Source organism: Pelatocladus sp. (assembly GCF_059505505.1).
Map to the genome: position 1 here is coordinate 47,814 of NZ_JCACKS010000191.1, position 9,488 is coordinate 57,301.

The 9,488-nt window shown below is 42.3% G+C and carries 8 protein-coding genes; 7 read left to right on the forward strand and 1 reads right to left on the reverse strand.

Going from position 1 to position 9,488, the window contains the following annotated elements; all coding sequences use genetic code 11:
- The first annotated feature begins 202 nt into the window (after positions 1-202).
- From AC5JMK_RS14465 to AC5JMK_RS14485, 5 genes are all read left to right on the forward strand, one after another.
- Positions 203-1,087: a glycosyltransferase family 2 protein gene (locus AC5JMK_RS14465; protein ID WP_096677210.1), complete on the forward strand. Its 885-nt coding sequence runs from the start codon at positions 203-205 to the stop codon at positions 1,085-1,087.
- A 41-nt stretch (positions 1,088-1,128) separates the two neighbouring features.
- The gene (locus AC5JMK_RS14470) at positions 1,129-2,283 is read left to right on the forward strand and encodes a glycosyltransferase family 4 protein (protein WP_096677211.1); all 1,155 of its coding nucleotides are present in this window, start codon (positions 1,129-1,131) and stop codon (positions 2,281-2,283) included.
- A 210-nt stretch (positions 2,284-2,493) separates the two neighbouring features.
- Positions 2,494-3,528, forward strand: a complete 1,035-nt coding sequence (locus AC5JMK_RS14475) for a glycosyltransferase family 2 protein (protein WP_096677212.1) — start codon at positions 2,494-2,496, stop codon at positions 3,526-3,528.
- A complete protein-coding gene (locus AC5JMK_RS14480; protein ID WP_096677213.1) occupies positions 3,525-4,493 on the forward strand; it encodes a glycosyltransferase in 969 nt (322 codons plus the stop codon). Before AC5JMK_RS14475 ends, AC5JMK_RS14480 begins: the two co-directional genes overlap by 4 nt.
- A gap of 196 nt (positions 4,494-4,689) precedes the next feature.
- Entirely contained in the window at positions 4,690-6,120 is a 1,431-nt protein-coding gene (locus AC5JMK_RS14485; protein WP_096677214.1) for a glucose-6-phosphate isomerase, read from the forward strand.
- 143 nt (positions 6,121-6,263) lie between these two features.
- Here AC5JMK_RS14485 and AC5JMK_RS14490 read toward each other — a convergent pair whose 3' ends face one another.
- Complete coding sequence (locus AC5JMK_RS14490) at positions 6,264-7,646, reverse strand: cytochrome P450 (protein ID WP_495910413.1); 1,383 nt, start codon at positions 7,644-7,646, stop codon at positions 6,264-6,266.
- Between the two features lie 221 nt (positions 7,647-7,867).
- On the opposite strand from AC5JMK_RS14490, the gene AC5JMK_RS14495 reads away from it, so the two are divergent.
- Both AC5JMK_RS14495 and AC5JMK_RS14500 read left to right on the forward strand, forming a co-directional pair.
- Positions 7,868-8,203, forward strand: coding sequence for a type II toxin-antitoxin system RelE/ParE family toxin (locus tag AC5JMK_RS14495; RefSeq protein WP_096677216.1), 336 nt, complete (start codon positions 7,868-7,870; stop codon positions 8,201-8,203).
- Positions 8,196-9,311: a HigA family addiction module antitoxin gene (locus tag AC5JMK_RS14500; protein ID WP_495910414.1), complete on the forward strand. Its 1,116-nt coding sequence runs from the start codon at positions 8,196-8,198 to the stop codon at positions 9,309-9,311. Before AC5JMK_RS14495 ends, AC5JMK_RS14500 begins: the two co-directional genes overlap by 8 nt.
- The last annotated feature ends 177 nt before the right edge of the window (positions 9,312-9,488 follow it).

The window sequence follows — 9,488 nt, forward strand, 5'->3', positions numbered from 1 at the left end:
TATCTTCGGTAGGCGCGTTAGCGACTTCTGGTAAGTAGCCACTCCGTGTCTACCGTAAGGTACACAGATCAACACAGATGGGTTATGGGTTTACTACTAAGTTTATCCCCAAACGCGAGTGCGTCTGCGTAAAGAGAATCCCAATCCCTAATCTCCGATCCCCGTTAAGAGTTCCCTATTCTCAAGTCAGAGGTAAAAATAAATGCGAATTTCCGCTTGTATCACAACTAGAAATCGTACAGAATCATTAGATATTTGCCTAAAGGCACTTTGGAATTCTCAAGTAAAACCCCACACGGTAGTTGTTTCTGATGATTCCAGTGATCCACAAGTACAGCAGGCAAATTGCCAAGTTGTCCAGAAATATCCAAGTACAACTTACATTCAAGGGCCTCGTCGTGGTGTTTGTGCCAACCGTAACAATGCAGTAAATGCAATTCCAGAATCTGAAACTGATTTTGTAGCTTTTGTTGATGATGATATTTGTGTACAGCCAGACTTTTTTAGTGTGGCAATAGAAAGATATTCACAAATGCCTATTCAGGACAGAAATCAGACTATCCTCACAGGCACTAGCAAAAACGAATACGCTCACTTTGTACCAGCTAGACTCACATTCCAAGGACATTTTTCACCTTCTGATGATACTCCTCAAACTGTAGTTATTCACGCTACTGTCTTCCCAAGACAATTTTTGACCCAAGAACAATGGGATGAAAATATTTTTTTTGGTTATGAAGATGCTGAACTTGCTCTCAGGGCAATTAAGCGTAGTTACAAGATTTTATATTGCCCAGAATTAAAAGCTGATATTAACCCAGTAAACAGCGTGTTGGCAACTGGCACATCTGATCTTGATATTGGTGGCTTGAATTATTATGACTTAAATATTGAAGCGGCTCGCCTTTACATTGGTATCAAACGCTATAAGGACTTGTTCCCTAATCCTTTAAAATTGATCGCTTTTCTGCTCATATACTTTTTACAAATGTCAAGATACTTACTTAGAAACAAAGCTATCCAAGCTTGGCCGGAAATTATTCGACGTTCTCGTATCCAAAGGTTATTACTGCCATCTGGAATTTGAGAATTAAGCAGAAAATTGATTTTAGAGGATAGTTAGTGAACGTGAAACTTTGCATTGTTACCCACAATGTTGTCAAAGGAAATGGTCAGGGTAGAGTAAACTATGAAGTTGCTTGGGAAGCAATTCGTCGGGGTTATGATGTTATCTTGTTAGCCAGCCAAGTGGCTTCAGAGTTACAGCAGCATAGCCAAGTGAGATGGATTTATATTCCAGTCAAAGGCTGGCCGACAGAAATTCTTCGCAACATGATTTTCTCCTGGCGGAGCAGTAATTGGCTGCGTCAACACCGATCTGAGTTTGATGTGGTCAAAGCCAATGGTGCAATTACAACAGCACCAACTAATGTGAATGCAGTGCATTTTGTTCATAGTTCTTGGTTGAAATTCTCTGCTATTGGGGCTATGCCTAAGTCAGTGAAGAATGTACTAAATCCACGGGGAGTTTTATATGATTTTTACCAATGGCTGTATACATCTATGAATGCTCGTTGGGAAAAATCAGCTTTTGAGCAAGCACAGGTAGTTGTAGCTGTTTCTGATAAAGTAGGAAAAGATTTATTGGAAATTGGTGTACCACCAGAACGGTTGCAAGTAATTTTTAATGGCGTTGATCTACAAGAATTTTCGCCCGGAGTCAGCGATCGCTCACTATGGAAACTTCCCCAAGATGTACCCCTGGCGCTGTTTGCGGGAGATATTAGAATTCCGCGCAAAAATTTGGATACGGTTTTACATGCCTTAATAAAAGTGCCGGATTTACATTTGGCAGTTGCGGGAATTACTGAAGGTAGCCCCTATTTACAACTAGCTGCATCCTTGGGGTTAAATGAGCGAGTACATTTTCTGGGACTTTGCCATGATGTCCCACAGTTAATGAAAGCCGTAGACTTTTTGGTATTTCCTTCTCGCTATGATCCTTTTGGGCTAGTGGTGATTGAGGCTATGGCTTGTGGTTTACCTGTAATTACTGCTGTGACTACTGGTGCAGCAGAGTTAGTGAAGCCAGAAGCGGGGATTGTGCTGTCAGATCCTAATGATACCGAAGCTTTAGCGCAGGCATTGTCATCTTTAGCGAGCGATCGCACCCTACGTAGTCAAATGGGTCAGGCTGCTCGATCTCTTGCTGAACAACATAGTTGGCAATTGATGGCGAAGAATTATGTAGATGTATTTGAAGAGTTAGTTAAATCATCTTAAAGATAAAAAGAAGTAGTGGAAAATAGCACTACTCAACAGGTGTCTTAACTTGATTTATTCCTAACAAAAAGATATCTATATTTAATAAACCACAAAAAGTACAAAACTCAGGAATTAATAGGTGATTTTTAAGTGCTAAGAGGGTAAGTAAGTGATTTTCACCCTCTTTAGTTTTAACTTCCACATTCCTACTTTATATAATATTTCTCTATGCCAGAATTACCATCAGTTGCTATCTGTATTCCTACCTATAACCAAGCCCAGTATTTACTAGAGTCTGTAGGTACAGCCTGCGCTCAAACTTATCCGAATGTAGAAGTTTGGGTTGCTGATAACGCCAGTAATGACAATACACCAGAGGTGATGGCACAACTATGTCAGCAATTTCCCCAAATTCGCTACCACCGCCATCCAGAAAATTTGGGCATGACTCCCAATTGTAATTGGGTTTTGGGTCATCCGAAGACTGATTATGTCATCCGTCTTGATTCCGATGATGCGATCGCACCTCGTTATGTTGAGACTTTAATCGCTCTCATGCAAAAATATCCTGAAGCTGGTTGGGGTCACGTTGCTACTCAGGAAATTGATGAGCGCGGACAAAAACACAGTATCCGTAGAGTAGTTAGAAAGCATGAGTTTCAAAGTGCAGATGAAGCACTACAAGCCTCTGTTTCCGGTCTACGGACGGCTTCTAGCATTTTTATATTTAAAAGTCAAGCTTTGCGAGAAGTTGGGTTTTATGGCGACGGTAGCCTCAAGTACAGCGAAGACTATGATTTAGCTGTGAGAATGTCTGATGCTGGTTATGGCAATGTCTACTCAGACCAAATATTGGCTGAGTACCGCGTCTGGACTGACACCAACAAAATACGTCCCAAGCGCAAAGGCGATCAACTGCGAGCTTATATTTGGATTTATAACAAAAGCTTGATCCCTGCTTTTCAAAAAAGAGGTTGGGAGACAAAACTAATTGACAGATTTCGGCAAAAGATGGCTTTGATTCATGCTGCTGCTTGTTTTTCTGCGATTTTCACCCCAGCAGAGCGAGCAGAACTGATTACTTTATTAAAAGAATTAGGTGATTCACCAGCATTACGGTTGCGTCTTTTAGCTTGCTCCTTTGGTCTTGCTCCCATATTTGATTGGCAACTCCATATGACATTAAAGTTAAAAGGTGTAGTTAAAGGCTGGTTAAGTCGGCTCAAGAGTACTTCTAAGATTAGTGCAGGTGTTAGCTCGTGATCACAATCAGCGTCATGATTCCTACCTATCGTCGTCCCCAGGATTTGGCACGCTGTTTCAAAGCAATAGAGCAACAAACTCGTAAACCTGAGCAAGTTGTGGTAGCAGTGCGTGACACAGATAATGATACTTGGGCATTTCTCAAAGATTATCATCCCGAAGGCTTTAATTTGGAAGCAGCAATGGTTACAGTCCCTGGTGTAGTTGCGGCAATGAACGTAGCTTTAGATACAACCACTGGAGATATCATCGCCATTACTGATGATGATGCTGCACCACACGCAGATTGGTTGGCACAGATGGAAACCCACTTTTTATCTGACAACCGCATTGGCGGTGTTGGTGGGCGGGATTTGGTATATGTGGGTAATAAACTCATCTACCAAGGCGTCTCAGAAGTGGTAGGGAAATTACAGTGGTATGGACGTGTAATTGGCAACCACCATACTGGTAAGGGTACAGCGCGAGAAGTAGACGTACTCAAAGGCGTGAATATGTCGTATCGTCGTAGTGCGATCGCAGGGTTGCGCTTTGATGAACGTATGCTTGGTACTGGCGCACAGGTACACTTTGAACTGGCATTTAGCTTGACAGTGCGGAGTCGAGGTTGGAAACTCATCTACGATCCCCTGATCAATGTTGATCATTATCCAGCCCAGCGCTTTGATGAAGATCAGCGCAATAACTTTAATCACCTTGCCTGGAAAAACGCTGTACACAATGAAACTTTGGCTCTCCTAGAATACTTACCACCTCTGAGGTTAGTAGTGTTCATGCTTTGGGCTACACTTATTGGTACACGCACAGCTTTTGGTTTGCTCCAATTATTGCGATTTTTGCCAAAAGAAAAAACCTTAGCATGGCAGAAATGGTTAGCATCTATGCAAGGACGCACCCAGGCTTGGCAGACTTGGTTGTCCCGCCAAAGCTTCATCTCATCAGAGAAAGCCCATCAAGCTTCTTGAAGTCAGTTTCGATGAAAAAATTTCACCGCCAAGCATGAAAAAGGGACAAGGGAAACAACTAATCAGTTAACAGTGACCAGTGACCAGTGACCAATTTAATTTGATAACTGATAACAGATAACTGATTCATGCCCAATCCCCAATCCCCGATACCCGATCCCTATTTTCAAGTTACTAATCTAAAATCCACAATCGAATGACTTACAGGCAGGCTAATTTGACTAGTTACGCAACAACAAGCTCAGAGCAACAACAACCACCACTTTTGGGTTGGTTAGCAATTGTGGGGCTAGTGCTGGTTGTAGTAGTATCTATTTTCGCAGGTGGTGCAGCAGCTCGCCCAATTTATATTGTAGGTACTTTAGGTGTAGGGATTTTTCTGTATCTGCGGTATCCTCTTCTTTACATCGGCTTGACTTGGTGGATGTGGTTTCTTACACCCTTTATTAGTCGCCTCATAGATTACCGTAGTGGTTTTGATGCCAGCCGCTTTTTATTAATATCACAGTATTTAGTAACTCTACTCACCTTACATACCGCCTTAAAAAATCTTCCCCAATCTGCTCGCAAAGGTGGTATACCCTTTATACTAGCCTTTTTGGGTGTATTTTATGGCTTCTTGATCGGCTTTGTGAAAACTACACCCTTCACCGCAGCCAGGGGTATGTTAGATTGGTTAACCCCAATTAGTTTTGCTTTCTATATATTTATCAATTGGCGAGAATATCCTCAGTTTCGTCAAATCATTATCCGTACCTTTGTTTGGGGGGTTTTGGTTACGGGGATTTATGGTGTAATCCAATTCATGATCGCTCCAGAGTGGGATAGATTCTGGCTAGAAAGTATAAGACTCACTAGCTTTGGAGATCCTGAACCTTTTAAACTGCGTATTTGGAGTACGATGGCATCACCTGGCCCTTTTGCCAGCATGATGATGACAGGGTTGCTGTTGTTATTCACTACTAGTGAATTTGTCCGTATTCCAGCCGCAGCAGCTGGTTACTTAGCATTTCTGCTGACGATGGTGCGGACTCTGTGGGGATGCTGGGTAATCGGAACGTTAACTTTGCTATCTTCCCTCAAACCACAAATCCAAATGCGACTGATGGTAACTGTTTTGGTCATGGCCATCTGTGTTGTACCATTGACCACAATGGAGCCATTCGCAGAAGTAATTGCCACCCGCTTGGAAACTTTTAGCAATCTCGAAGACGATAACAGCGCTCAGGTTAGGCAAGGAATTTATCGAGATGGCTTGAGTAAGGCGATGGGTAATATTTTAGGCAACGGGATCGGCAATACTTTCGTTGTGAATGAAAAGGGCGTTTTAGAACCGATTGTGATCGATAGCGGTATTTTAGATATGTTTTTCACACTCGGTTGGTTTGGCGCTATTTTTTACCTGGGTGGATTGATTCTGTTGTTGTTTCAAATATTTCAATTCTCAGAGCCTCGCTTCGATCCTTTTATGGCTGCGGCGCGTGCGATCGGTCTTGCCAATTTTGCTACTCTACCCCTTGGTAGCGGTATGCTAGGAATTTCCGGTATGATTCTCTGGGGATTTATGGGCATTGTCTTGGCAGGACATAAGTATTATGTCGGTCAGCGAAATCCTGGAAGAAATTAACTGTTATTTGACACTCCCCTAGCCTAAAGGCTATGGGATTCTTGCTTCACAGGGTAGAAAATGAATTTACCCACCCTTCGGGAAGCAAGCTACGGCAAGCATCGTAAATATTTGAGATACTCCCAACCTCAAACTATCAAAATTTACCTAGAAATAGCTTCTGGTGTGCGAGACTCAACTTGACGCCGATTGTTGACAACCATTTGAATAGGGCGATCTGGGCCTGTTACCAAACCCCGACGCTTTGGTTTAACATCAGAATTATATACTAGTGCCAATTCTAAACGTGAAAGGATTGTTGCTAGTACTAGTCTCATTTCAAATTGAGCAAAAGCATCACCAATACAGCGTTTTGCACCACCGCCAAATGGTAAAAATTCATACGGTGAAAATTGTTTTTCTATAAACCGTTCTGGTTTGAATTGCTTAGGAACAGGGTATAAATCTTCACGTTGATGGGTGAGATAAATAGACCCCAACACCCGTGTACCTGGTTCTAGATCATATCCACATAGAGTTAGAGATTGCTTTACTACCCGTGGAAAGGTAAGCATTCCTACTGGGTAAATACGTAAGCTTTCGCTACATACAGCATTCAAGTAAGGCAATTTTAAAATAGTACTAGAGCTAGTATTAGAGTCAGAGCGATCGCCAATAGTATCAAGTTCTTGCAATAGCTTTTCGCGTACTTCTGGCAATTTGTGAATCCAGTATAATACCCAAGTCAAAGCTGTGGCAGTAGTTTCATGACCTGCTGTTAACAAAGTCATTAATTCATCACTTAACTCTGCATCAGTCATGGGTTGACCTGCCTCATCCCGTGCTGCAATCAATAAACTCAGAACATCGGTACGCGATGAGTCAGCTTGTTCTCGGCGTGCTTGAATTTCTGCGTGTAGAAGTTGGTAAACTCGCGATCGCCGACGTAGGAAAGTTCCCCAAGGAGTCAATGGGCCTAAATCTTTTTGCAAGACCGGAAAATAAAGCATCAAGGCTCGTAAAGGCGAACTCCCGCCGCGATTGAGCATTAAAGTCAAAAGTTTCTCTAGTTCTTGGGCGTGAGGACTATCATACAGCCCAAACACTGCTTGCATGATCACCCGCATAGTGATAACTTGCATAGCAGAATGGACATCAAATTTTTGAGCGATTTGCCACTGGCTAATAATTTCCTCTGTAACGTTACTAATTACCTGAGCGTACGATCGCATTCTCTCACCGTGAAAAGGAGGCATCAACAACTGACGTTGACGCCGATGCACTTCACCACTAACAGTAATCACAGAATTCTTACCGACAAAAGATTCAAATAACGGATCGCCTGGAGCGGCAAATTCTTTAGTATCGCTAGTCAACATCTGCTGTAGCCCTTGAGGATTGCTTATCATAACTACAGGTTCTGTTAACTGTAATGTAAAGATATCCCCATAACGTTCAGCACAGTTTTCCATATAGGTGAGGGGACTGTTGATCCACTGAAATATCTGTACTAGGGATGGGGTTTTTGGGCCGTTTGGTAGTTTCATAAGCCTTTTCTGCTGTGTGTCTGCTCTCTAGCATTGCTATCAAGTGTAGTAAATCCCGATATGAAAAGGCTGATATTTTGAGCCTGAAGCTTTATTAGTACAGATGTTCTAAATTTTGGCAATTTTACGTAATTTTTGGGAAATTAATGTCATTTTTAGTTTCAACGCCTAAAATTATTATTAACCTTAAGGGTTAACAATATTAATAGAAGCTTGCTACAATGGATATTGTTTTTAGTAATCGAAAATTTGAAAAAGAGTGCAATAACCAAAGGCTTCTAGAGAAAAATCATGGTACAGATAGAGCAAAACGCATCCGAAGACGACTAGATAATTTACGTGATGCCAACGTACTTGAAGATATGCGAAATCTTCCTGGAAGATGTCACGAATTGCTTCAAGACCGCGCAGGTCAGTTATCGCTAGATTTGGATCATCCATATCGGCTAATATTTGAGCCAGCAGATGAACCAATTCCTACCAAACCAGATGGTGGCATCGACTGGAATAAAGTAACTGTCGTTAGAATACTGGGCGTGGAGGATACTCATGAGTAATACAATCCAAAATCAATACACGCCAGATTACGTTTCTCCTCCTGGAGAGACTCTTCAAGAAATCCTTGAAGAGCGGGGTATGTCCCAAGCAGAACTGGCGGAACGTACAGGGAGACCTAAAAAAACAATTAACGAAATCATTAATGCCAAAGCTGCTATCACTCCTGAAACAGCATTGCAGTTAGAGCGTGTATTTAATATCCCAGCTAGTTTTTGGAACAACCGAGAACGACGATACCGAGAATTTTTAGCGCAACAGGAAGAAAAAGAGCGCTTAGAAAAGCAAGTTGCATGGCTTAAAGGAATTCCTGTTACAGCTATGATTAAGTCTGGCTGGATTCGGCGCTATCAGGACAAAGTTGAACAATTGCGGGAAGTGCTAAATTTTTTCGCCGTCGCCTCCCCTGAACAATGGGAGGGAATATGGTGTAGTACTCATGTGGATTTTCGGAAATCGCAGGCTTTTCAAAGTGAGCCTGGAGCAATGGCTGCTTGGCTGCGTCAAGGAGAAATTGAAGCAGCTGAGATTCCTTGCGCTACCTATGATGCAAATAAGTTTAGAGAGACACTGTTACAAGTCCGTGCTTTAACGGTTAAACCACCAGAAGTTTTTCAACCAGAAGTTGTGCGACTGTGCGCCCAGACAGGAGTAGCTGTGGTTTTTATACCCCAACTTCCCAAGGCAAGAGTCAGTGGAGCAACACGCTGGTTAAATCCTCATAAAGCACTGATTCAACTCAGCCTGCGGCATAAAACTGATGACCATCTGTGGTTTGCTTTCTTTCACGAATCAGGTCATATTCTGCTGCATGGTAAGCGCGATGTGTTCCTTGAAGGCAAAGGTGTTGCTGCTGTTGAGGATTTAGCGAAGGAGAAAGAAGCAAACAAATTTGCTGCCGACATACTTATCCCTTCTATTGAGTTCAAGCGATTTTTAGCATCAGATCAACAACCCACTAAAGTGGGCATTGAGCAGTTTGCTGCTGAAATTGGCATTGCACCGGGGATTGTAGTTGGCAGACTTCAGCATGATGGAATTTTACCGCCTACTCACTGCAATTACCTCAAGCGCCGATTTGAATGGGTTTCGGATGATACAGAAAGCTAGTTACTTGACAATTAACATCTGCCTAAAGATGGGTTATTTGTCGAATTCTTTTTTCAAATTGGTATAGTAGTCGCGACACTCAAACTACTCACGAGGATAATTATTCCCCGTTCCCCGTTCCCTTTTAACCCACATTCCGCACTTCAAAATGTAGCGCAAGAGATTACATGGTGATTC